Below are 24,218 nucleotides of genomic sequence, written 5' to 3' on the forward strand. Positions count from 1 at the left end.
ATGGTGCATTCAGACCAGGGCAGTCAGTTCAGCGGCGGTGAGTGGCAAAGCTTTCTGAAGGCCAATCATCTGGTAGGCAGCATGAGCCGGCGTGGTAACTGTCATGACAACGCCGTGGCTGAAAGCTTCTTTCAGCTACTCAAGCGGGAACGAATTAAACGACAGATCTATCCGACACGGGAAGCTGCCAGGCGCGATGTGTTCAACTATATTGAGATGTTTTACAACCCGAGGCGCCGACACGGCACGAGTGATAATCTGTCGCCGGTAGAGTACGAGCGGCGTTACTTTCAGAGCCTGAGCGGTGTCTAGAATACCGGGGGCGATTCATTTCACCTCTTATCGCATAACAGTAATTAGGCAGCGCGCTTTATCATTGCAAAATTTTGACTACGTCATTACCACTGACTTTGAACCATCTACCGCGCTGCACATAAATCGACAAAACAATAGCTTAGCGGAGCATGGCCATCTCTGCCATATAATCATTCAGCGTCTGCAATTTGCTCCGCCAATCATACTGGATTAAATGGCTGTGATTGGTTTGGAGGCTCTGGAGGAAAGCCCCAACTCGAATATTCGCTTTTGTTTAGCTGAGGTCCGTAAGTAGCCTTGGTCGCAAATCGGACATTCGGATCTGAGTCGCAGGGTTCTGTTTTAGACTATGGTGTGCCATGCCCATCGGGTGGAGTCCATCAGCCGTTTAAAACCGTCCGTGGAAACGGGTTAGAACCCGGGTGGTGGCTACAAGTCCTGATTTAATAGGTAGTGGTACAGTGAGGACGTTGCCTGGGTCGGCTTTGTGCCGATTCTGCGAATCCGGTGCAAAACGGACGACCTTCCCTCCCCGCAGTGATGCTTGTATGCACCCGAAATACCCGTTTGACGAGGGACTCAGTAATCACTTTCGCAGGGCTGCCAATGGTGTCGAGCTGACCGTCAGCCAGCACCGCAACCCGGTCCGCAAACTGCGCGGCCTGGTTGAGGTCATGGAGTGACATGACCACGGTCAGTCCGTGTTGCCGGTTCAACGTGGACAAGAGCTCCAATACTTCCAACTGGTAACCCCAATCCAGAAACGTGGTCGGCTCGTCCAGCAGCAGAATATCGGTCTCCTGGGCCAGTGCCATGGCGATCCAGACCCGCTGTTGCTGCCCTCCGGAGAGCGCTTCCACCGGTCGTTCCGCAAGGTCTGATACCCCGGTCATTGCCATGGCGTCGATGGTGACGTTGTCGTCGGTAGTGAGGTTCCTTTGCCACCATTTCCGGTGGGGAAAGCGACCCAGTGCAATCAAGTCCCGAACCCGGATACCAACGGGCACAATCGGTTTCTGGGGCAACATGGCGAGCCTGAGCGCCAGCCGGCGCCGGTCCCATTGCGCAACCGGCCGGTTGTCCAGGAACACCTGGCCCGACCGGGGTGGCAGCAGGCCGGCAAAACTTTTTAGCAGGGTACTCTTACCGGACCCATTTGGACCCAGCAGGCAGGTGATTCCACCCTCGGGAATGGCCAGCGAGACGTTGTCGACAACCGGTTTGTCGCCGTATGCCAGTGAAAGATGCTCGGTTCGTAACATGGAGTGTCCGGGCCTCAGGGTTGACGCGATAACAGATACAGGAAAAACGGGACGCCGAGGACAGCGGAAACCACGCCTACGGGCACTTCGTACGGAGAAAACATCGTTCGGCCGAGTAAATCCGCCAGTACGGCCAGCACCGCACCCAACAGTACACACAACACCAACTGTACCGGGAGATTAGCCCCGGCCAGCCTCCGACTGATGTGGGGGATCAGCAGGCCAATAAAGCCCACGGGGCCCACCACCCCGACGGCACTGGCCGCCAGTAGAGTGGCAATCAGCAGGGCAAAGGCGCGCCAGCGATTCAGGCCCAGGCCCAGGGTGCAAACGTGCTCATCGTCCAGTTGCATGACTTCCAGAGGTCGCACGAGTAGCGCGATACTGGCCAGCCCGATGAGCGTCCAGGGTAACAGCGTATGCAGATGTTGCCATTCGGCGCCGTACAACGAGCCGGCCAGCCACTGGGCGACCAGTTCGGTATGGGCGTGGCCCCAGAAGGCCAGCGCGCCGGTGGTTAGAGCGTGCAACATACCGGCAATCACCGCACCGGTCAGGGTCATTTTGACGGGCGACAGGTGGCCGTGTCGCATGCCAAGGAAGTACACCGCCAGTGCGGTTACCAGCCCGCCAGCCATGGCAAACAGCGGCAGATACTGCAAGGCAAACGACGTATTGTCATAGGGGTTGGTACTGGACACCAGCCAGTCACCGATAATAAAGGCGACGACCGCCACCAGGCTGGCACCGGCGGAGATGCCGAGAATGCCGGCTTCTGCCAGGGGGTTCCGGCTCAGCAGCTGTAACAGCCAGCCCGACAGGGCAAAGTGAATGCCAATCAGGACACCGGTCAGGGTGCGGGGCAAACGTAATTCGAAGATCACTCGCTGAACGTGTTCCGAACCGTCGCCGGTCAGCCCGGCCCAAACCTGGGCCCAGCTCAGGTTGATTGCTCCCAACTGGACGCCCGCAACCAGGACAATGGCCAGACCGAGCCCGCCGGCCAGAAACAGTCGGGCGACAGGACTGGCGCCCGAAGGCCGGCTGCCGGGACTGCTTGCCCGGTTTGGTGTCGTCGCCGGATGGGTCACGTTATGCGCTCCGAGGTGAGGTTCGCGAATTGAGCAGGTAAATCAGCCAGGGGGCCCCAATCAGGGCGGTAAGCATGCCGACGGGTAACTCCTGGGGAAAGGCCAGCTGTCGGGCCAGGATGTCGGCGGCCAGCAATAACAACCCACCAAGAAGAGCGCTCAGGGGCAGCCAGTGCTGGATCTGGTTGCCGATAATCCGTCTGGCAATGTGCGGTGCCACCAGGCCGATAAAGACGATCGGGCCGGTGAAGGCGACCAGCGCCGCTGCCAGCAACAGCGCCAGCAGCAGAAAAACCAGGCGCCACCGGCCGACGGCCAGCCCCATGGCCTGGGCGAGGTCATCATCCAGTTGCAGCAATCGGAACGGCCGCTGCATTACCAGCAGGGCGAAAAGCGGCAGCAGCAGCCAGGGCAGCACCATCTGTAGCTGCAACCAGCCCCGGCCCATCAGGCTGCCGGCCAGCCAGTAGTAGAGCTCGGCCGCCTCCGCCCCGGACACCAGCAGAAGCCCTGTGGTCAGTGCGGTGGCGAGCGAGGTGACCGCTATGCCGGCGAGCACCACGCGCTCGGGTTGGAGCTGCCGGCGACCGGCAATGGCAAAGGTCAGCGCGCCACCGAGCAGCCCTCCACCAAGGGCCATCAAGGGCAGCCACATCGCGCCCGGTGAGCTCAGGGTTCGAAGCGACACCACCGCCAGGGCGGCGGATGCGATCACGCCGGTCAGTCCGGGGGACGCCAGGGAATTCCGGGTGACACCCTGCATGACGGCACCGGCAACGCCCAAGGCTGCCCCACCGAGAAGGCCAAGTAAATTGCGCGGAAGGCGCAGTTCCAGCACGGTGATGCGTGTCAGTAAATCGCTGCTGCCGTCGATGGCTGACAGCAACAAGGTCGGCGACACCCATCGGGAGCCCGCCATCAGGCCAACGAAGAACAGCAGCACGAGGAGACATACCGTTGCTCCATAGAGGCCCAACGGGCGTATGGCTGAATTGTCACCCGTCATTTGTCGGGTTCCGATGTCAGCAGGAGTCGCTGTATGTCAGCCAGGATACGCTCCCGGGCAATCGGACCGGCACCTTCTTTCCAATACTGGGGCACCTCGTAGACCTGGTCGGTGCGAACTGCCTTGAGATAGGGCCATATCGGGTTCATCGTGAATGCGCGCTGACGACTCGTCGGCAACAGGAGAATGGTGTCCGGGTTGAGCTCCAGCAGGGCTTCAAGACTGATCCGGTAGCCCAGCGGGATACCACTGTCGGGATTCGGCGGCTCGCCACCGACATTGTCGAAGCCCAGGCGTTCCAATAGCGCCGTCGGCAGGAAGTGGTCGTAATAGATGAATGGGGTTTCACTGCCGCTGGTCAGCAGTGCCACGGTCTTCGTTGAGTTGTGCTTGTTGCGCTCCGCAAGTGATGGGACACGGTCCAGAAAACGAGCGTTGAGTTCTGCGGCTTTTCCAGGTTTGCCCAGCGCATGTCCCGCCAAATCCACCGCTCTCAGGCTGTCCTGAATGGTGATCAGGTCCAGGGCCAGCATCGGGGCAATGGCTTCGATCTGGTCACCGTCTTTCTCGGTGTAGCGGCGGATGGCAATGACAAGATCAGGCCGCACCGACGACAGTACTTCCAGGTTGGGTTGATGTCGGGGGCCGAGCCCCGTAACCCCGTCTAACCGTGATGCCATGTAGTCGGGAACACCTTGAATTCCGTAGTCGGTGACCGCGACGGGCGGTGTACCCAGAGCCAGTGCGACATCGGCCCCGAAGGTAGAAATCGCCGCTGGCCGGGTCGCAGCAGCGGACAACCGCAGGGTTTCCCCACCGTCATCCGTCAGCCGGATACCCTGGTTGTCCGCCCACCCTGAGACAGGGGAAAGCAGGACAATCAGCAGGATCTTTGCAAACCGATTCTGTAAAAAGGCCATCAGAAATCGAGCTGCGCCTCCAGAATAAAGCTACGGCCGGGCTGGGGCACACGACCAACCGGGCTGACGTCCACGCCGCGGAAGTAGTAATCCTCATCCAGCAGGTTGTTGACCGCCAGGCCAAGGTTCAGCACACGATCACCGCCTACCGCGAAATCGCGACCGACCCGGGCAGTAACCAGGTGGTAATCCGGCAACTCGCCGGCACTGCCATTGCTGGTTTCTTCTTCGGTGTTGTCGGCATCGCTGTAGCTCTCGCTGACGTACACCCAGTCCAGGCTGGCATCCCACGCCTGGTAGGTGTAGACCGCATCGGCACTGATCTTATGGGTTGGCGCGTTGGGCAGCTCGTTGCCTTCGTTGTCGCCGCTCAGCTGTTCGGTATCCAGAAAGGTGTAGCCCAGGCCCAGTTCCCACTGGTTGTTGAGGTTCCAGCGGTTTGCCAGTTCGATGCCCTGGTGGCGGGTTTCACCCAGGTTCTCGAAGCGGCTGGTTGAGCGATTGAACTGGATCTGGTCTTCATAATCGATACGGAACAGGGTGGCGGAGGAGAACAGGTCCGGGGTCACCTGTAAGCGGGCGCCAAGTTCGTGGTTCCAGGCGGTTTCATTGGCCACCGCACCCTCACGGGTGGTCTGGGCAATCTGCACCGGCACCAGTGAGCGCTGACTGTTGGAGAAGACAAACAGATCGTCGGAAGCCTGGTAACCCACTGTCAGGCCTGGCAACAGCTCCTCGGCGCTGTTTTCCTCGGTGTTGCCACTGAGGTTGTCACGGAAATCCATATCGACATCCTCGTAGCGCAGGCCCGGCGTCACCGTCAGGCGGTCATCCAGGAAGGACACGGTATCACTGACGTAGAACGCCACGGCCCGGGTATCGAGGTGCCAATCGCGCGCCACGGAACGATTACCGGAGGAAAACTCCAAGCGATTGACGTCGAACTCCACATCTTCGCTGACAAATCGCGCGCCCAGGGTAATGTCGTGACGACCATGACGAATAACGAGTCGGGGCTCCGTGCCCAATACAGTAAACAGACGTGGTGAATCCGCGACGTGGGTCGAATCCAGCCCCGGGTCTGCCCAGTGGCCATTGCCGCTGAGGTTTTGGCCGAAGAAGAACGTGCGGTCGGCATCGTGCACAAAAGTGCGCCACTGGAATTCCACGTTGTCGGCCGGCGTGTACGTCCAGGTGAAGGTGGCACGGCTCATATCGGCTTCGTAGCCATCGTAGGGACGCTGGCTCTGGGTACGGTCCTGCTCGTAGGCCTGTGGTGTCAGGGCGCCGGGAAGTTCGGCGTCGACGCGGTAGTATTGCAGCTGAGAGGCCAGTTCGTTCTGGTCGTTCAGGTAGTAGCGGGCATCCAGAATGAGGTTGTCCACTTCGGTGTCGGAGTGATCGCGAAACCCGTCGCCGCGCTGGACGTTGGCTTGGAGCTGCAAGTCGAGCTTGTCGGTCGCCCGCCCGCCGACACGGTAATAGGTGTCGGTAAAGACGTTGCCGGTCTCTTCCGCAATGGTCACGCGCTCGCGAAGGGTCTGGGAAGTTTCGGCCGGAATCGGCTTGGTGACGAAGTTTACCACGCCACCCACGTTGTTGGGGCCGTAATGAACAGAGGCACCGCCCCGGACGATATCCACAGCCTCAAGACTCGGAAGGGTAACGGGAAAAAGGGATACGCCCACGTTACTGTAGGGGCCAATGGCAATCGGGTAGCCATCAACAAGGATCTGCAGCCGCTCACTGCGCAGCGGGTTCAGACCGCGTATGCCAATGTTGGGCAGAATGCCCGTACCCGTTTCGTCCAGCACGGTGACACCAGGTACCGGGCGCAGGGCGTCTTCGAGGTTCAGAGCGCCGGTATCCTGCAGCTCTTCTTTTTCGACCACCGTGCGGGCACCCGTGTAAGTTCTTTCGGATTCTTCTGTCGGTGGCCCCAGCCAGTCGGCGGTGACGTTCAGGCCGGGGAGCAGGGCCGGCGCATCCGTCTGGGCCAGGGCTGGTGCCGTGCCAATTGCCAGAAGCGATACGGGGACCATCGCTATGGCAACAGACAGTGGGTGGCGGCTCAGCGGCTTTGAAACTTCGGACTTCGACATTGTGTTCTCCAGCACGTGTTATAAATTTGAGCGAACATTATACTGATAATGATTCGCATTACCATTAAAGTAGGTAGCTTCTGTCTGAAGGTCTGTTTTCTATTCAATGAAATATTCTTTTGGGTGGGGGTGCATCAGAAACGCTTGATGGGAAATATTCCAGGCGTAGGCACCGGCATACCGGAATACGACCAGGTCGCCAACCCCGAGCCACTCGACCTGAACCCGGCGTGCAAACACATCTTTGGGAGTGCATAGCTGACCAACCAGTGTGACGGGGTGATTGGCAACGCCCGGTATTTCAGCCCTTGAGTTGGTGGCAGGCAGCATCTCAAACGGATGATTATGAGCCTGGGCCGCCGGTGTCCGGAAGTGGTGAGTGCCGCCCCTGCAGATGGCAAACCATTCCTCACCGCATCGTTTAACGTCCAGGACCTCACCAACATAAAAACCACAGGGCGCGGTTATGAAACGGCCGCATTCGAACCGGATTTTCCAGGCGCGATCCGAGTAAACCTGAAGCAGTTCATCCAGGCCAGAACAAAACCCCGACCAGTCAAACTGACGGTCGGGCCGGGTGTAATTTATCCCGATTCCGCCCCCGACATTTATCTCGGTAATAGTCAGGTCGTACCTGGCTTCCCACGCACGGACGGTTTCCAGATAGTGTTTTATTAACCCGAGATGGCGTTTCTCATCCAGTTGATGCGACATCAGATGAAAGTGAAAGCCGCGCAGCCTGACTCGGTCCTGCCGCCCGAGCAACGCAAGTGCGTCTGGTATACAGGCTTCTTCCATGCCAAAGGGAGTAGACACACCGCCCATGGTAAGACGCGTAGAGGGTGTGTCTGCCAGTTCGAGATTGATCCTCAGAAGAATGTCCTGGTGAGCCTGCCTGCGGCCGGCAATGTCGCACAGACGCTGCAGTTCCAGCAGGCTTTCCACATGGATCAGTTCAACGTTCTGATCGATGGCCTTTTCCAGATCGGATGCCAGTTTGCCGGGGCCACCAAAGATGACTGGCGTGTCGGGAAAATGTCGGCGCACCCAGTCCAGCTCACCGCCAGACGCCACTTCAAAGCCATGTACAAAGGGAGCTAAAGCGCCGAGCACCGGTAAGGCAGGATTCGCTTTGGCGGCATAGAACATCTCACAACCGGGCGGTAAACACTCGACTATGCCCTGCGCCCGGTGGCGGAGCTCAGGCAGGTCATACACGTAGGCGCACAGCGGTCACTGTCCTGGCCTTTCAGTTCTTTGACGGCTCGCTGAACGGAAACAGGTACTTCAGGCATTGCACTGCCCTCCCCTGCTGTCCACGGCTCGGGGCAGAGTCATCGCCAGTGGGTTTGGTACCCAGGTGTACTGCGACTCACGATCCGGACGTTTGAAAAGGCGGGTCATCAGGTTACTTTTGTTCGGAATGGGCTCGCCGGCCAACAGCCTGCCCAGAACATCGGCCGCCCAGGGATCGTCGGTGCCTGCGAGCCAGTCGCGCACTTCCCTGGCAAGCGCGTTCCACAACCGGAGTTCGATGTGGTTCTCCCCCCGGGAGAGGCAGGCCACGGCCTGGAACAGGTGGTTCACCAACAGACAGTACGCAATCCGCTTCCAGGCCTTGTCCTGGCTGTAATGAACGGACGCCAGCGTTTGTTCATCAAGGGTAGCAGGCAGCCCTCCTGACCAGCGGCCCGGCCCCAGTTTTGTTCCCTCCAGGTCACGGACAAAGACCTGAACGGGGTATCCCTCCCGAATACCAACCACCACGTTCTGAAGGTGTGGCTCAAAAACCACACCATGATGGAACAGCGACTCAAAGAGCGGTGGGATGAGCAAGGCGAGATACTGTTCAAACCATCGTATTCTGGCGTCCTGTTCGTTGACGCCGGTGGCGGCCGCCAGTGTTCCGGCGGCCTCCGTGGCCGGGCAGCGACCGAAGCGGTCGTCGCTCAACAGCGCGGCGGCCAGCACGGGTGTTACGCCTGCGTCCAGATACTGTTCGAGGTTGTCCCGCATAATAACGCCAAAACCCTCCGCGATGCTCCGGCGATCAGGCTCGGGGTGATCGGCAAAATCAAGGGTCTGGTAGGCTGGCTCGTACAGTAGACGAAATCCGCGCCACCGCGCCAGTGAAGGCGCAAGGTGAGCCTTCAGGGCTGCAGAGAGGGCAACGGCGCTTTCCAGTTCATAGACGGCATTTTTCCGAATGCAGTTGGTCAACCGGACATGGGTTGAGAATTTCAGGAAATAGGGGTTGCCCGGCTGGTAAAGCGTTCGAACCGACGCTGTTGGGTAGAACCGTGGGCCGGCCTGCCCCAGTGGTAAGATCCGCCCTGAGTGGATAGCGCTGCAGACGATGGGCAGGCGCATGAGGTAGCGTGCCTGCCAGGGGTGCACAGGAACCGTGACCCATCCGTCGGGCAGGTCGAGCCCTACATTCGCGTCTGACCCGAAGGCCGGCCCGGCAATGTCACCGCGGGTGCGAAGGTCGTCCGGATGAACCGCGAAGTAATAGAGGGTAAACCCCGCGCCCATTTCCGGGGAGTATTGCAGGATATCCTCCGGGTCGAACCCTTCCCTGGATTTTGGTGCCGGGTGGTAACGGTGCCCGAAACTCAGGGATTGCTCAGACCAGCGGAAAGCCTCCAGCCCCTGCCCCCAATCGGCCGGAACGCGGGTGTATTCGAGAATGCTCCGCATGACGTTCCGGCTGAGAAGAATCTGCCGGTAGAGCTCGCTGTTGAAAGGCTCTTCGAAACGCTGCGACATTTTATGAAGCAGTATCCGGCCCAGTTCCTCAAGCCCCAGTACCCGCCATCCCCTGAGCGCAGACTTGTAGTATGGCGCATACAGGTAGCGGTAGTTGCACGTTCGTGAGTCTCCTGCAACCAGAACCAGCAGGGAATCTTCGGAATCAGGGAAGCCGATGTGCAGCACACTGGCAGGCTCCAGAGCCAGGCGAACCCGGAGCCCCTGCGGCCAGGACCGGTTCCTTTCGCCGCCCTGAACCGACAGCTCCCCGGAGGGCTCGGCAATATCCCGGCAATAACAATTCAGCAGAGCCTCCATGCTGGCCTGGTCCGCCTGATAGTCGCAGTGCTGATCCCTGAAATAATGATGTGAAGCTGTCATGGGCATGGCTCTACTCCTCTTTCAAGCGTTCATGATGGTCGGTGGCGGGGGTGTTGGCCCGGTAGGCGCTCAGGGTGACGGTAAGAAGAGCCACCGCAGCGCCCAGCCAGAGTGGCGCGGTCTGGTTGCTCATACCCGCGGCGACACCCGCGAGAACACCGGCCGCGACACCCGCCCACTTACCAGCGCTGTCAAGGGCGCCAAAGCTTTGGCCCGCGTTTTCCGTTCGTGTGAGACGTGCAGTTTCGGCGTTGAGGGCAAAAAGACAGGTCGTCATGCCCAGCCCCATGACCAATCGTCCGGCGAGAAGGGTGGCCGTTGGTCCGGCCGTCGCCTGAATAACGTAGGACAGTGCGAACAGTGTCAGGCCCGCGGGCAAGGTCCACGGGTTACCGAAAAGCACGCTTCGTCGCAGTGCGCTGACCAGAATAATCAGGTAGATGGCATGAGGGAGGCTGTAGAGAACTCCCGCCATCGCAGCGGTACTGCCCGTTCGTTCCTGGGTCCAGGGAATAAAGTAGGGAAAACTGGCCACCAGTGCGAAATTGAAACCGAAGTAAAGCAACCTCAACCGCAGCCAACTGGCGGATGCCGAAACCCTTTCACGGGAATGTTTCTGGCCACCAGGCCCACCCGAAACCGGATCTGGCGGGGCAAGCTTCCATACCAGCAGTGCCGACAGAAGAGGCAGGATGGCCATGTAGAGGTACAGACGCTGGGCTGGGACCCAGGTCATGAAAAAACCGAAAAGGATGGGCGCCAGTATCATGGCCGACCTGGCCGAGCCCTGCATCCAGTTCAGTGACTGGGTCAGGTTTTGACCGCGAGCAACGGTGGAAAGGTACGCGCTCGATGCGGCAAAGGTTCCGCCTAGAAAGCCCTGAACCATCAGTGCCATGGCAAAGGTAACCACGCCCGGCGCCAATCCGGCGATTACGAAGGCCACGGCCAGACCAACCTGGGCCCGCAGCAGCGACCAGCGGCGGCCGAAACGGTCCGCTATTCTTCCCCAGAACGGCGCCGCCAGAGCTGTGCAAACCGTCGGGATAATATAGAACCAGCCCGCCCAAACGGTGTGTTCAACGGCAAACGTGTCCGTCAGGATCAGCCCAAAAAATGGTGGCATCCCCAGCGCCACCAAGGCCGCGGTAAAGTGGCTGAGCAGGACCACCGGCAGAACAGACTGACTCATGATCCGTTCCTGAGAAAGTTCGGGGCCAGCTTGCCGTAGAATTTATTGATGTCAGCGGCGCCCGTGCGGGACTTGCTTTCCAGGCTGCCTGCCCTGAGAAGGTACTTGGTATAAAGCTGGCGATCCTCCAGCAGCGCCTTGCGCGCTGGCTGAGTATTGACGCCCTCGTCGTCAAGCTGATCGAGGACGCTAATCACCTCCTCACGAAGCACCCTATACCAGTGGGCCCTTGATCCGAGCCCCCGTGCGGCCAGGCCCTCAAGGATAACCGCCAGGTTCAGTTGCAGGGTGATGGTGGTAAACATCTGCGCCAGGGGTGTTTCATTATTGACCAGGATGCGTTGATCCCGGAGTTGCGCCACTTCTGACTCCATGGACGGCAACTGGCCGCATAGCCTGTCTGGCCACAGCCTGGGGGCGTCGTTGTCCTTGAAAAGCAGCTGCGGTGGCCGCCCCGGTGTGAGCAGCAACATGGAGTTCTGCTGGTTGGATTCCAGTGCAATGCCGTAGACAAGCCACAGTCGCAGGTGCACCGTCACCGTCAAGGCTACGTACTGACGCACCCACTCCGTCAGGTCGCCACTATTGAATTCGTCCGCCATCATCTGGGCAACGCAGCGACCGTCCGGGCTATCGGCTAACAGGGAGGCAACGGGCACAATCTGCTGCTGGTCGGAAAGCCCGAAAAACCGGCGCACAATGCATCCCAGCCAGGGCAGATCGCCAACGTGCAGGCCTGAGGATTCGTCGGTTACAGAAAAGGTCTCTTTAAGGACCGAGTCCTTGCCGGATATCTCCTGCAGGATTTTCTGAACCGTATGACCATCATAAAGCGTGCTCGGTTTGACCGTTCGAATATTCCGATTGCCCAGTGTGCGAATGGTCAAAGGGACTTTCACGTGGACCTCCGGCGCTGCCTCAAGCTGGAGGGTTCGTACCGACAGTGTTGGCTGAACCCAAAGCGCAGGCGCTGGCGCACAGATTACCCGGATACCGATGTCTGTGTTCGACAGATAGTCACTCAGCGCGGTATCCCAGAGATGAGGGTGTACCGGCAACAAGTGGTGGCTGTCAGCAAGCCGGTTATCCATCCCTACCTCGCTGAAATCCGGCCAGCAACCAGGGAGCTCCCCCACCGCAGTGACTTCCGAGCCAGGGACGGCAAGCCACCGTAACCGGAAACGCGGGGCAAATTCTGGCGCGTACGCCGCCAGTGCCGCCTCATCAAAACCACTCTTGGCGCGGGCGCTGGGGTAAAACGGATGATCGAGGAAGGCCGCGAGACGATCGAAGTAGAGCATGCGTTTGGAGAGCCGGGGAAAATCCTTCCAGCTATGCCCCTGATGGCGGATTTCGTCAAACCACCTGGACCGCTCCTCGTGGCAGAAGGAGGCGTGAGACTCCGCCGTTCTGCACTCATCGGCATAGACCTCCAACTGCTCTCCAGAGTCATCGTGTTCGTCCGCGGTGAGGCAGGCCAGAACCTGTTCGTAGTGATTCACTTCTGACACGCTTTCGGCCTGGTCTGCGGGCTGCCAGATGAGCGCGCCGCCACTCCACTGCCAACGCTGCATGAAGGTTGCCGGATTGACCGGCAACCACAGGATGCCTTGCGCCAGCGTCCACCGTAACCAGGTGGCCGGCGTTCCCGGGGAGCCGGGAACGCTGTCCACCCCAACTGCCTGAGAATCGCTTTGGCATCCGGCCACGTCCTCGCGGATCAGCGCATCGACCAGCCTCTGGGTCAGATACTGCTCGGGGTCTGTTGAAGACAGAGCGGTGTTCCTGATCATCAGCCTATCTCCCACTCTGCTTCAAGATCGGTGGCCCATTCAGCCAACGTATTCTTCACCCGGGAGGGATCACTCGAAAATAACCTCAACACACCCAGGTAGTCCTTGTTTGAGTGGGTCAACCGGACCTCATCACCCACTTCCCTCAACGGCTCAAACTCGGCAATGCCGTCACCGCACGGTTCCCTGCGCTCAGGAGCTGAACGGCGAACCCGTCCGCTGGTAGAAGCACTGAGATAGCGTATCTGCGCCGCCTGCGTGGGAGGGGATAATTCAAGAGGGTTGCCAACATGGGCCTGAAGGATGGCATGGAACAGTCCATGATTCGTCATGCGGTCAAGCAGGAATTCGCGGCCATCCCCCACCGTGCGGTAATTGATCTCGATAAGTCTTGGCCCATTGTCGGTTATCACAAATTCGGAATGACAGGAGCCAAGGCCCACACCGAAGCTCCGTACCTGCCTGAACATCTCCTGTAGGTGAGGCCTGTCCGGCTGGTAGGGCACCCACGCCGCTTCAAGTTCGACAAAATGGGGAGGCTCGGAAAGTCGCACTTCAAATCCTCCGAGCGCAATCAGGCTGTTTCCGTCCCCAATGGTTTCCAGAGTGTGAACAGGGCCTGACAGAAACTCTTCCAGCAGCAAGGGTTGCCCGGGTTGTTCCTGCCAGAACTGATCACAGAACGATTGCAGTTGCGCAGCATTGTCCAGGCGTCTGACGTTGAGGCTGGCTACCCCCTCCCGAGGCTTGGCAATACACGGAAAGGGGACGTCGTCGATCACCTTCCCCAGGGATGTCTGATCATTCACAGCCCTGAACCAGCATGCGCCATCATCCAGCGCTTTCAGGTACTGGCGCATGGCTGCCTTGTTTTTTGCCCGGTAACAGGTTTGCCAGTCTTTGCCCGGCAGATTCAGGTAGGCTGCGGCTAGAGCGGTCACCGTCTGCAGGTGATCGCTGTTGGAGAACACGCCCACGGGGGCCGGGAGTTCTGAGAGAAGATCGAGAACGGACAGGGGATTAAATACATCACACTGGAGAATCTGTTCTGGATAGGCGGGAAGGTCCGGTTGACTGAAATAGTGGTGATGAGTCGCCGCCTGGTCTGTCAGTAGGATCACTTTCAGCCCCATCGACTGGGTAGCAGGCAGGAATCCCCGATTCAGGGCTTCCGTTGGAACATGTGCAAGAAAAAGTACGGTATCGCGCATAGGAAAACTCGTGTCAGGCTTGAAGAAGAGAAGAATGGTTGCTTCAGGAAGAAGACGGGGTCGACTGGGTGCAGCAGGTCGCAAGATGGGACTTGAGGTATTTGAAGAGCAAACTGCGGTCTTCTCCCAGGAGAAAGGCTCTTGCTCCCCACTCCTGCCATTCTGTTAATTGTTCAGGGTTTCGGGGCAAGGCGCAAAATTCCACCGGACGCCCGCGGCAACTCGCTGCCAGTTCGGCGATCGCGTGATTGACAGACGAATGGAGCGGGTCGCCCGGACAACCCAGTGATTGCGACAGATCGACCGCGCCCGGGAGCACCCAGTCGACACCAGGAACACTCAGAATGGCTTCTCGGTTATCCATGCCTTCCTGATCCTCAATCATGAGTACAATGAGGATTTCCTGGTTCGCCTGGCTGAGATAGTCTTTCAGCGGGAGGGTTCCGAAACCGGTCGTCCGTCCTCCGGTAATGCCACGTTGTCCTGCCGGCGCGTAACGTGCCATCTGCACAACGCTGTATGCGTCTTCGGCGGTGCGGATACGGGGTACGACGATTCCCTGTGCACCGCTGTCCAGAGCCCGGGTAATCGCCGTACGATCAACCCCCGGTACTCGCACCAGAGGGGTGATGGAGGCGCACTCCGCCGTGCGGATCATGTGCTCCAGGGACTCCGGATTGGTGGACATGTGTTCCGTGTCCAGGATGACGAAGTCATAGCAGGCATGGCCGATCATCTCGATCATCCATGGCGTTGGAACTGCGATCAGTCGTCCAAAGGCGGGAAAGCCATCGGTGATCAATTGGCGTGTGCGGTTAATCGTAAGCATTGGCGGCAGCCCTCATTAAACGATAATGATTCGCAACCGCATTGGATATTATTTTACATTTTCTATCAAGCGTAAACCTGCGCCCACGCGTCATGGGCTGTTGGTGGCCAGCCTCTATATGAAACCGACCAACTGCTGGGAAGGGGTGCTTACCGGTAACTCTTTCAATTTTGGCGGTAGTTGCGGGCGGGTCGGGGCTGTGGGGTATGGGGTGGTCTATTTTCTTGCGAATATTTTGGAAGCCCACGATCAGGCGCTGAAGGGGCGATCGGTGATGATCACCGGTTCTGCCAATGTTGCTCTGCATGCAGCGGAAAAGGCAATCGAATTGGGCGCGAAGATAATAACGCTCTCCGATTCAGGCGGTTCCCTTGTCTTCGGTGACGGTCTGACTGAGGGCGACCTGGAGGCGTTCAAGCGGCTGAAGCACGTCGACAGGCCATCACTGGAACAGTCGTCCTGCGGGAAGTTCCACCAGGATCATAAGCATTGGGCCGTTGCAAAAGCCGAGGTTTTGCTTCCCTGTGCCACTCGGAACGAAGTGAATGACGACGCCCATCCAAGCAGGGACAGGGACAGGCGAAATGTAAACATCCCTTTTTCAATTGCACCGCTGTTGAGAGTTTTCCGTACGTTGGCACTTTGCCAGCTCTTCCCAGGGTTCCAAGCCCTCCATTGAATCTTGGGCGGGCCAATGTTTGCTTTTGTTTAAAAGCGAACATTCGTATCTTTCAGTTTCGCGCTATTTATTTGGTCTCGTCACTCGCGGTTAAATCCTCTTCAGGATGGCCTTCGGTGTTTAGCTGATATCTAGCCCGGATAACGCCTTCAGGGCGATTTTGCGGCGGCAACAGGCGCGCCGGAGAGCCATAGGCTCATGAATGCGGACAGCACAATGGCAACGGTAAACAGCCGGATCATGACGTCGTGGCGCGCCACGCTGACGATTTGATCGTCTCCCAGGACCACGCCGAGAACCAGTATACTCAGAATGCCGCCCAGGTAACGCATCGTGGAACTGACGCCGGCTGCCATTCCAACCTGTCCGGGCTCCACGGCGCTCATCGAGGCGGACTGAGCAGGCGCGTTGCACAAGCCAAGGCCCAATCCTGACATCAGCAGGGCTGGCATTGCGCCCTGCGGGGACTCAAATGAATCGATGCCCCATAGCAGACCAACGCCTGTCAGCAGCAACACACTGCCCAGAAGCGCCGCGCTCCGTGCGCCGATCCGGTCGGTCAGTTGCCCGCCCAGTGGCGCGGCAACGACCATGCCGATCATCATGACGAAGAGCATGTAGCCAATGTCGCGAGGCTCCGTCACGCGGAATACGGAAAAGAATTGCGGCAACTGAAACAGCAAACCATACATCGCAAAGTTCTGTAGAGCGATTATCAGCGTTCCCGCGGCATAGGGGGGCAGGGAAAACAGATGCGGATCAAAGACCGGTGCCGGGGTTTTAGCCTCCCATTTGACGAAGGCGACTCCGGCGCTGGCCGCCGCCAGAACCACGGCCATGAACATCGCGCCTTCAAGTTTGCTGGCCACGATCAGCAACGTCAGTGACAGCGCCAGCAGCCCGATGCCCATAAAATCCAGCGATCTTGTCAGCTTTCTCAGGGGGCGCTGTGCCACTGGTTTTCCTGCAGGTAGGGGATACCAATGCAGCAGAAGCGCCGAGACGGCCAGAAAGGGCACATTGGCAATAAACACAGCACGCCAGCCAAAAAGGCTTACGATCTCGCCACCCAGGACGGGCCCGCATGCTGCGGCAATTGCCATCGTAGCGCCAAACAGGCCAAAGATACGGCCACGTCGCTCTTGGGGCACATGCAGGCGCAACAGGGCGAGTGTTGACGGAACCACCAAGGCACCGGCTACCGCCATCAGGCAGCGCGACAGAAACAGGAAGCTGACACCCTGCGCCAGGACCCCGAAAGCCGCGCCTATCAAATAAAGGCCAATACCGGTCCACAGGATGCGCGAATGCCCGACGACATCGCTGATCTTTCCCGCCGGCCCCAGGCAGATCACGTTGACAACCAGATAACCGGTGACCAGCAAGCCAGTGATCAAAACGAGATCCGCACTGATTCCGATGCCGATGGACGGCAGCGCCACGGCAATCAATGTCGAACCCAGCGGCGCCTGGGCCGACGCCATCAGAAGGCCTGCCGTACTCGCGGTATTCATTCGGATGGCGGCGTTGTTGGCGCTCAAAGTGTCGTCCCGATATTATCGTCAGGCCGCAGCCGATTTCGTCACCGGGCGTAATTGCAGCAGGTAGAGTGTCTCGCCTTCAAATGCCCATTCGATGTCATGGGGTCCGGTACCGAAAACACCCTCGCACTGCGTCACAAGCCCTTGTAGCGCGGCCAGTTTTTTCGCATCAAGGCAGAGTTGTTCGACAAGATGCGCGGCGACCGCTTCCGTGCGGGTCAGACCTCCGGGCACACGCTGCACGCTGATGTCTTTGAAACCCGTGCGGCTTTCAAGCAGACGCCCTGCGCGATCCATGCGATAGCTGTCGGGGATGACCAGACCCTGCACAACGGCTTCACCCAGGCCCCACGAAGCCTCGACGACAAGTTCGTCCTGACCGGTCACGGGGTTGCAGGTGAATAGCACGCCGGCCACATCGGCGGCAACAAGGTTCTGGATGACCACGCCCATGCGTATGGCCGTGTCCGCCCCGACGCGGTCCCGATACGCCAGGGCAGACTCCGTCCGCGCGGATTCCCAGACGATCAGAATTGCTTCGGAAACCGCCTCGAAACCCATGAGGTTGAGAACCGTCGCATGTTGTCCGGCGAAGCTTGCACTCACAGAGTCTTCGCCGATGGCCGACGATCTGACGGCCACCGGTCCGGTCATCTGCGAACATAATATGGCGAGTTCCGTCCGCGCACTGGCGTCCCCTGCCGCGATGGCATCGACGAACTTGGTATCGAGCGCGAAACCCTCGGGCACAGGCAGCCCGGCCCGAAGCGCTGCACCGAGTTGCGTGGCCTTTCCGCCGTACACCGATTCATCGCGGGCCGAGGCCAGCGGACCCGGTTTCACGGTGAGTCGATCCGGACTTCGCCTTTCGTTCCGTCCACTGTTACGCGGGTTCCGTCTGCGATCTGCGCCGTGGCGTTACGAGTCCCGACAACGGAGGGAATGCCATATTCGCGTCCCACGATGGCTGCGTGTGACAGCAAGCCGCCCGCATTCGTGACAATGGCCCCCAGCAAGGGAAGCACGATGTTGAAGGAATCTGTGGTCGCTGCCGTGACCAGCACGTCACCACGTTCCAGACGGCCCAGGTCATCCGGCCCGTCGATGACCCGCGCGATGCCGCTGTAGGTTCCGGGGCTTGCGCCGATTCCCCTGACGACGGCGTTGTCGCGATGACTTTGAACGTCGGCCCCAAGGGATTGAATGGCCGTCACCAGGGCGGTCATCACCCGTCTCACGTGGGGTGGCAAACCGTCCATCGGAGGGGGCGGCGAAGCGGGATCGCCAAGTTCTGCAGGCGCAGTGTCGACGCGATGCCCTTTGCGATAGGAGGCGCGCGCCGCAAGCTCGGCCCCGCTCGGGCCACCCTGTCGGCCGAGAAGGGCCTGGATCTCGTCGTAACTTGCCTCGATAAGATGCGCTGCCTCTTCGATCAGGCCATCTGCGGCAAGCCTCGCACCGGCGGAAAGCAGCGCACGGCGCATGACACCGCCCGCCCAGACGTCGCTGTAAAATCCGCGTTCGTCACGCAGTCGCGACACTAGGCGCACCTCGTCAAGAAGATCATCGAAATCGGCACGGTGTTCTGCTGGAATTTTTTCCCGCAATCTGGACACGTCTGCTTCGGAAACAGCCCCAGCCTGAGCCGCGCTCTGTTCAACAGCCATCCTGATCCTGGCGAGGAGCGCGTCGGGCACTTCAATAGCCGAGGGCTCGCCGGTATCAAGACTGTTAAGCAGTCGGTCACCGACCACGCCAAGATAATCTCTGGTTGCTTCACCCAGGGGTCCCGGGGCATCACGAAGCTGGGCAAGGATATCCGCACTCGCCTTTCCGGATGTCAGGGTTTGAAGGGCATCGGGGCTGTTGCGTATCTCCTTGGCCAGTCGATCCATTTCTGGAAAGGTCCCGGCGGATTCCGGTGCTGATCCCCGCGTCAGGGCCAGAAACTCGCCGATGGGAGCGTCCGTCCATGCGCCGACATGGGCCATGAAATCACCGACTGGAAGAATCGCGGCCAAATTGAAACTGTGATGCTGATGAATCATCCGTTCCAGGTTGTCCCGGCATTGTTCGACATAAGCGATCAACTCATCGTCGGACAACGCCAGCGGGTTCACGGCAAGTAGCTCTTTATGCGTTCTGATCGAGGCGGGTTTCACATCGCGGTCCCAGCGCTCCAGATCCTCTCTCCAGATTTTTTTGCGGAACACATCTTCGGCGGCTCTGAAGCGTGCCGGAATTTCCGTCTCGGGCGCCGGTACGACGGTGGAGTAGGCAAAACCGTTTACAAACCGGTAGTCGAGAGTATCGATCAGCAACCCGTAGCGGCGCGCGCAATCCAGAAAACCCTTGGTGATGCCTTGCGGGTGGATCTCGGCCTGAAAACGAGAGACTGGTCGCGGGAAATGGGCCGCGTCAACGGACCATGATCCTGGGCCAGGTGCTTCAAATACGGATGCGGCGGATGAAGTTGTTGTGTTCATGGTTTGGTGTCCTGGCATGAATTTACGATTTTACGTATCCCTGTTTATCAAAAGGACCACCGCCCGGTGCATTTCTGCCCGAGGGATGTCGATTGATCGCCATTAATTCAACAGTAGACCCAGCCCAGGTTTCGAACAAGAAAATGATTGCTTGAAAGACGGACACACTCCGGCCCACCAGACACTCCCCGTTATTACCCTATGTTTGTTCATGGGCTTTACCTTTTGGGGCATGGCTGGTGCAGAGTAGTCGCTGTTGGTTTTCGGCGCTCAGCTCATGTCCGGCCTGGACACAGCTCCGGTTGTTATTGATCTCTACGTTCTCGCTGCTTTGGCCTGAATCTGCAGCTCCGCTGCAAGCGATGATCTATAAATGCGAATGTTCGCTTTGCGACCAGGCCAGCGAGCGGAAAACTCCTTTCTGAACCATACTTATAGGCCCTCACCCTCTAAAGAGGGCCAAATCATGACATTTCCTATCAGCCAAGCTCCCTGGAACAAGGGAAAGCTCGTCGGTCAGAAGCTTCCGCGCAAACTCGAACAAATATGGTCTATCCGCATTCGGTCAGAGATTGCAGAGAACATCCGTGAGCTGGCGATGTTTAACATGGCGATTGATTGCAAACTCCGATATTGCGATATGGTAAAGCTCTTGGTTCGAGATATTTCCAGAAATGGAGAGGTTTTGGATCGGGCGCAAGTCATTCAGCAGAAAACCAGTCAGCCTGTTCAATTTGAGATAACCAAGAAGACGCGTGGATCGAAATTCGCGGACTATCAGGTATGGATTATCTATGGCCGAGCCGGATCAGAAAATTTGACCACATCACTACTCATCAATATGCCCGTATCGTCAAGAAGTGGATAACCAGTATTGGACTTGATCCTTCCGTCTACGCCACTCACTCAATGCGACGCAGCAAGGCAACACTGATCTACAAGAAGACCAAAAATCTTCGAGCTGTCCAGTTGCTATTGGGGCACACAAATATGTCCAGTACCGTGCAATACCTTAGTGTCGAGGTGGAGGATGCTCTGGAGATAGCTGAGAGTATTGAGATCTGATTGGTGTAACGTGGCCCTTAGTCCTGGATCGCTGGGAATCGAAACGGCCCTCGGAGTCAGTCGATGATCATATTGCGGGTTCTCCCAGACTCCTCCAATGTCTTAAACAAAAGCGGACCTTTTCCTGCCCCCAGATTCTAATCCAGCTGATTCTTAGTAATGTCCGGTTATGCCCTACTCAAGAATTCAGTCCATTTAATTCTGAAGCAGGGTGATTACTTCTGTCTCGGATATTCCAATAGTTGATCGTAGAAACTGGTTCCACTAGACTCAGTCGATCTTTTATTGGCCTCGCGCACTCTAAGACACGAGTAAGTGCTTCGGGAAAACGAAATAGAAACGTTCGAACTTTCGCTCTCCCCGTTGCCCAGGTTTCCTGCTACCGAAAACGCATCACTCGTTGGCCTTCCGCCGGCGCTCGACAGCCGCGTTTATTTCGTCCACCTCTTCGTCTATCCGCCGATGGTACTCATTACTCGGATGCAGCCAGTCTTTCATGCGTCTCAGTATCACGGGATCTTTCGAAGCGAAGAATTTCGCACGTTCAAAAGCACGCGCTTTTACATCATCAGAAGGCGAAAGTTCTGCGACCAGGCCCCACTGGTACGCATCGGAACCACTGAATGTTTCTCCACCGAATATCAAGCGTTTGGCACGCGGAAGCCCTACCGCACGCTGGAGCAGAAGAGTACTTGCTGCCTCGGGGGCAATGGCCATGTCGATAAAGGGCAGCTTGAATTTCGTTTCAGCACTTGTCACTACCCAGTCGGCGTGCAGTAACCATGTCACACCGATCCCTGCTGCGGAGCCATGCGCCGCAATGACCAAGGGTTTTCTCACGTCAGCAATGGAGTGCAAAAATGTTGGCACTGGGTCCTGCGGTTGCTGCGGCCATTCGTCAAAGGCTTTCAAGTCATGTCCTGCACAAAATGCATTGCCGTTGCCAGTTACCACGATGCAGAGCACGTCGTCTCTCTGGTCTGCATCCTTCAGAGCCTCGGTGACAGCCGTGAACATCGGCATCGTGAGCGCGTTCCGCTTTTCGGGTCGATCAATGCAAATGTGCAACACACCATCCTCGACACTGAATTTAACGGATTCGATATTTTCCATGGTGGATATTTCCCTTAAACATTGACTGATTAAGTAGCTTTTACACTAGCCATTGGACAGGCTTACCTCCACGCCTTAAAGTGTTAAAAATGACACAATTTGTGCGATTTCGGACATATCATGCCTCACGCTGCTATCCTTACTCTCGATAACTGTTACGCATCCACGGTGGCGGGATTTGCCGACATACTGAAGGTTGCAAATTCGCATCTACGGCTTGAGAAGGCACCCGCGTCAGCGTTATTCGATTGGGACTTTGTGTCGCTGTCGGGTGACCCCGCAATCGCAAGCAATGGTCTGTCTTTGCATACCCACAAGCTGGACCTAGGCAAAAACTATGATCTGGTATTCGTCCCCAGCATTTACTACGGCGGACACCGTCAGTTCGACAGCTTCCTCGGCTTGCAAGCCGAAGCGTGTGAATGGTTGACTTCGCAATGGTCGTCAGGAGCATGGATTGCCGCCAATTGCACAGGAACTTTCATACTGGCTCAAACAGGTCTGCTGGACGGACGCTCGGCGACGACGACATGGTGGCTGGAACGACAATTTAGAGGTAAGTTTCCCGACGTTAACCTGCAACTTCAGCCAGTCCTCACGGAGGTGGATCGACTGATCTGTGCCGGTGCCTCAGCGTCTTACTTGGTTCAAACTGTGCGGGTGATTGAGCGCTTCGCCGGGCCAGTCGTCGCGTCACTGTGTGCAAAGACCATGCTGATCGACGTGAGCCAGACCAATCAGATCCCCTATCTTCCGTTACTTGGCAAAAAGACCCATTCCGACGCATTGGTGCATCGGGCTCAACAATGGCTACAGAGCAACATGTCGAGGACCGTAAGGATTTCAGAACTGTCCCATACCCTTGCTGTCACTGAAAGGACACTAAATCGGCGATTTCGATCCGTGATGGATCAAACGCCGTTATCTCACCTTCAGGACCTTCGGCTGGAAGCTGCCCGAGCGCTGTTTGAGAGCAGTTCCGATAGCGTAGAAAATATTGCCGGCCAAGTCGGATACAGCGATACCAGCTCTTTCACGAGGCTTTTTCGCCAGCGAATTGGCATTAGCCCTGGTGCCTACCGGGAACGGTTCCAGGTGAGATAGGTGGCTTGAACCCGCATTGTGATGCCTTTTCCGTTGCGGCTTCGCCTCCAATACAAAGCCGCGCATGCTGGCGGCGTTGATCGCCCACCCTGTATGTCCGCTATGCGACCGTAGCTTCAGTTTTGACCTCCGCCGATCAACCTTTGGCACGCCGCATTCAGTTTTGGTGTGACGTGCTACGCTGAGGAGTATATCGCCCTTGACAGAAACCCTGTCTGGCTTTCCAGCTTGGCCGAACTATTCACTCCGTTGTCTGTTCAGGATTACAATGTTGGGGAAGGGCCTAGGTTGACTTTAGGCCCGCCCAAGCTATCTATAGTCAATTAGATAGTTAATCGTTTGAATGTAAAGGCAATCTCAAATATACCTCCCAGTGCTCAGACTCATCCCAACTGGCCCGCGGTGTTAAGCTCTGACTATTTATCCAAGCTCCTGCTGCTTTTCAATGGTTCAGAAACAGTGAGCCACTGAAATTCGGCATTCGTTTTCAGGTGACCACCCTGTCATCAAATCATGATGACACAAGGGGAGTTCCATGAAAGTCTACAATGATGAGCGAGATATGGTTTTTGACAACGCGGATCCGCGTTGCGTGGTGTTTACCTGCCACAGTCTCAATCACACTTACGGGTTTGTTCAATGCCTCAACCTCAACTGGCCGGAGTGCGGGGCGTCAGTACCCGAGATCAAGCGTTATTGGGGCCCTTGGGATGTCGAAAATCCCGAAGACTCCGTTCGTCGAATTATGGCTCAAGGTGGCAAGTGGCCTACGCTGCCACCGATGGAGAGGTATGAAGAATACGCCGGCCTGTAATACCAGGGGTAACCGGTTGGCATAGGGCCGGCAGAATTGGATTCTGCCGGCTGATTCGATACCAGTAACTCGGATGTAGGACATCTCTCAATCGTTTTGCAGTGATATTCGCTTAAACTGGACGTCCAAAAAACAGACAATACTAGAGAGTTATTTGATCAGGAGGACCAGGGCTCACCGCCGGCAGGGATGCCCAGGCGAGCGCGACACCTGCCTTTTAGTGGTGTGACCTTCAGGGAGAGGCCTGGCTCCTTCCCACTCAAAACCTGTTAACCATAACCTCAGATTATGCGCAGTTGACTGAACTTTCTTTCGCAAGGCGGTTTGCATTATTTGACTACTAAATCGCCGTGCAGTTTTTTATTTCCTCGCCAATATCTGCTACCAGATTAACAACATGGACACTTTCCTATGCGCCATCAACGAGTGTGTAATGCGAAAACATACTGGCAGATGTTCGGTTCAGGAATTCGTTCTGGTAGGCATTATGGGCGAGAAAGTTTCGCCAACTTTGAAAGTCTTCGAATTCCAATTGGCTGATTATGATTTCGTTAGAGTGGTCT

The 24,218-nt window shown here is 57.6% G+C and carries 19 protein-coding genes and 1 pseudogene; 5 read left to right on the forward strand and 15 right to left on the reverse strand.

The window, feature by feature from the left end:
* The coding region (locus GRX64_RS11735; protein WP_166266528.1) for an IS3 family transposase at positions 1-312 on the forward strand (312 nt) is incomplete at its 5' end.
* Between the two features lie 446 nt (positions 313-758).
* On the opposite strand, the gene GRX64_RS11740 is transcribed toward GRX64_RS11735, so the two are convergent.
* From GRX64_RS11740 to GRX64_RS11790, 11 genes are all read right to left on the reverse strand, one after another.
* Positions 759-1,577, reverse strand: a complete 819-nt coding sequence (locus GRX64_RS11740) for an ABC transporter ATP-binding protein (protein WP_166267414.1) — start codon at positions 1,575-1,577, stop codon at positions 759-761.
* A 14-nt stretch (positions 1,578-1,591) separates the two neighbouring features.
* A complete protein-coding gene (locus tag GRX64_RS11745; protein WP_166267416.1) occupies positions 1,592-2,668 on the reverse strand; it encodes a FecCD family ABC transporter permease in 1,077 nt (358 codons plus the stop codon).
* Position 2,669: 1 nt separating this feature from the next.
* Positions 2,670-3,674 carry an iron ABC transporter permease gene (locus GRX64_RS11750; RefSeq protein ID WP_166267418.1) on the reverse strand — a complete coding sequence of 335 codons (1,005 nt, stop codon included), beginning with the start codon at positions 3,672-3,674 and terminating at the stop codon, positions 2,670-2,672.
* Positions 3,671-4,594 carry an ABC transporter substrate-binding protein gene (locus GRX64_RS11755; protein WP_235937650.1) on the reverse strand — a complete coding sequence of 308 codons (924 nt, stop codon included), beginning with the start codon at positions 4,592-4,594 and terminating at the stop codon, positions 3,671-3,673. Before GRX64_RS11755 ends, GRX64_RS11750 begins: the two co-directional genes overlap by 4 nt.
* Positions 4,594-6,696, reverse strand: coding sequence for a TonB-dependent receptor family protein (locus GRX64_RS11760; RefSeq protein ID WP_166267420.1), 2,103 nt, complete (start codon positions 6,694-6,696; stop codon positions 4,594-4,596). Before GRX64_RS11760 ends, GRX64_RS11755 begins: the two co-directional genes overlap by 1 nt.
* Before the next feature lie 99 nt (positions 6,697-6,795).
* On the reverse strand, positions 6,796-7,914 hold the full coding sequence (locus tag GRX64_RS11765; protein ID WP_207308790.1) for a type III PLP-dependent enzyme: 1,119 nt from the start codon (positions 7,912-7,914) through the stop codon (positions 6,796-6,798).
* 69 nt (positions 7,915-7,983) lie between these two features.
* Entirely contained in the window at positions 7,984-9,834 is a 1,851-nt protein-coding gene (locus GRX64_RS11770; protein WP_166267422.1) for an IucA/IucC family protein, read from the reverse strand.
* Between the two features lie 4 nt (positions 9,835-9,838).
* Positions 9,839-11,020 (reverse strand): MFS transporter, encoded by a 1,182-nt coding sequence (locus tag GRX64_RS11775; protein ID WP_235937652.1) that lies wholly within the window; start codon positions 11,018-11,020, stop codon positions 9,839-9,841.
* Positions 11,017-12,813, reverse strand: coding sequence for an IucA/IucC family protein (locus tag GRX64_RS11780; protein WP_166267424.1), 1,797 nt, complete (start codon positions 12,811-12,813; stop codon positions 11,017-11,019). Before GRX64_RS11780 ends, GRX64_RS11775 begins: the two co-directional genes overlap by 4 nt.
* Positions 12,813-14,024, reverse strand: coding sequence for an ATP-grasp domain-containing protein (locus GRX64_RS11785; protein WP_166267426.1), 1,212 nt, complete (start codon positions 14,022-14,024; stop codon positions 12,813-12,815). The genes GRX64_RS11780 and GRX64_RS11785 overlap by 1 nt, the downstream gene beginning before the upstream one ends.
* 43 nt (positions 14,025-14,067) lie before the next feature.
* Positions 14,068-14,853, reverse strand: a complete 786-nt coding sequence (locus GRX64_RS11790) for an HpcH/HpaI aldolase family protein (RefSeq protein WP_166267428.1) — start codon at positions 14,851-14,853, stop codon at positions 14,068-14,070.
* Positions 14,854-14,878: 25 nt separating this feature from the next.
* Here GRX64_RS11790 and GRX64_RS11795 point away from each other — a divergent pair, with 25 nt between their 5' ends.
* On the forward strand, positions 14,879-15,532 hold the full coding sequence (locus GRX64_RS11795) for a dehydrogenase family protein (RefSeq protein WP_166267430.1): 654 nt from the start codon (positions 14,879-14,881) through the stop codon (positions 15,530-15,532).
* A 149-nt stretch (positions 15,533-15,681) separates the two neighbouring features.
* Here GRX64_RS11795 and GRX64_RS11800 read toward each other — a convergent pair whose 3' ends face one another.
* From GRX64_RS11800 to GRX64_RS11810, 3 genes are read right to left on the reverse strand one after another with little or no spacing between them, the layout of a single operon-like run.
* On the reverse strand, positions 15,682-17,073 hold the full coding sequence (locus GRX64_RS11800) for an MFS transporter (RefSeq protein ID WP_166267432.1): 1,392 nt from the start codon (positions 17,071-17,073) through the stop codon (positions 15,682-15,684).
* A 21-nt stretch (positions 17,074-17,094) separates the two neighbouring features.
* Positions 17,095-17,916, reverse strand: a complete 822-nt coding sequence (locus tag GRX64_RS11805; RefSeq protein WP_166267434.1) for a PEP/pyruvate-binding domain-containing protein — start codon at positions 17,914-17,916, stop codon at positions 17,095-17,097.
* Positions 17,913-19,559 carry a PEP-utilizing enzyme gene (locus GRX64_RS11810; RefSeq protein ID WP_166267436.1) on the reverse strand — a complete coding sequence of 549 codons (1,647 nt, stop codon included), beginning with the start codon at positions 19,557-19,559 and terminating at the stop codon, positions 17,913-17,915. The genes GRX64_RS11805 and GRX64_RS11810 overlap by 4 nt, the downstream gene beginning before the upstream one ends.
* A gap of 466 nt (positions 19,560-20,025) precedes the next feature.
* On the opposite strand from GRX64_RS11810, the pseudogene GRX64_RS11815 reads away from it, so the two are divergent.
* Positions 20,026-20,624, forward strand: a pseudogene (locus GRX64_RS11815) (tyrosine-type recombinase/integrase).
* Positions 20,625-21,017: 393 nt separating this feature from the next.
* Here the strand turns inward: GRX64_RS11815 and GRX64_RS11820 are convergent.
* On the reverse strand, positions 21,018-21,737 hold the full coding sequence (locus tag GRX64_RS11820) for an enoyl-CoA hydratase-related protein (protein WP_166267438.1): 720 nt from the start codon (positions 21,735-21,737) through the stop codon (positions 21,018-21,020).
* Between the two features lie 120 nt (positions 21,738-21,857).
* Here GRX64_RS11820 and GRX64_RS11825 point away from each other — a divergent pair, with 120 nt between their 5' ends.
* The gene (locus GRX64_RS11825) at positions 21,858-22,841 is read left to right on the forward strand and encodes a GlxA family transcriptional regulator (protein WP_166267440.1); all 984 of its coding nucleotides are present in this window, start codon (positions 21,858-21,860) and stop codon (positions 22,839-22,841) included.
* Between the two features lie 535 nt (positions 22,842-23,376).
* Positions 23,377-23,655 carry a hypothetical protein gene (locus tag GRX64_RS11830; RefSeq protein ID WP_166267442.1) on the forward strand — a complete coding sequence of 93 codons (279 nt, stop codon included), beginning with the start codon at positions 23,377-23,379 and terminating at the stop codon, positions 23,653-23,655.
* The last annotated feature ends 563 nt before the right edge of the window (positions 23,656-24,218 follow it).

Origin of the sequence: Marinobacter caseinilyticus (assembly GCF_011074955.1) — a bacterium.
GTDB classification, from domain to species: Bacteria; Pseudomonadota; Gammaproteobacteria; order Pseudomonadales; family Oleiphilaceae; genus Marinobacter; species Marinobacter caseinilyticus.